Origin of the sequence: Pseudomonas sp. SIMBA_067 (genome assembly GCF_046534675.1) — a bacterium.
In the GTDB taxonomy this organism is placed as follows: domain Bacteria; phylum Pseudomonadota; class Gammaproteobacteria; order Pseudomonadales; family Pseudomonadaceae; genus Aquipseudomonas; species Aquipseudomonas putida.
The window spans coordinates 1-272 of the sequence record NZ_JAWRYH010000430.1; the positions used below are offsets into that span (position 1 = coordinate 1).

The window sequence follows — 272 nt, forward strand, 5'->3', positions numbered from 1 at the left end:
GGCCGAAGAGTATGACGGCCGGCTCAAGGTCATGAAATGCAATATGGACGAAGTCAACGCACAGGATCCGGAGGCCGGCAAGGCACGGTTCCAAGTGGCGGGTATTCCCGCCCTGGGGATTTACCGAAACGGCCAAGAGGTAACGCGGGTGGTCGGTGTGCAGTCGCGTCTGCGGCTGCGCGGTTTTATCGACAAGGGGATTGCGGCCGACGCCGAATGATCATCCACCTCCTTTTGAACGAGCTAGCCGGGATATCATGAACGCACCTCAT

Annotated in this window: 1 protein-coding gene; it reads left to right on the forward strand. The window is 58.8% G+C overall.

Annotation, left to right across the window (positions count from 1 at the left end):
• Nucleotides 1–220, forward strand: a 220-nt coding sequence (locus SB765_RS29755) for a thioredoxin family protein (protein ID WP_410932512.1), incomplete at its 5' end; no start/stop codon positions are given.
• Between the last annotated feature and the right edge of the window lie 52 nt (nucleotides 221–272).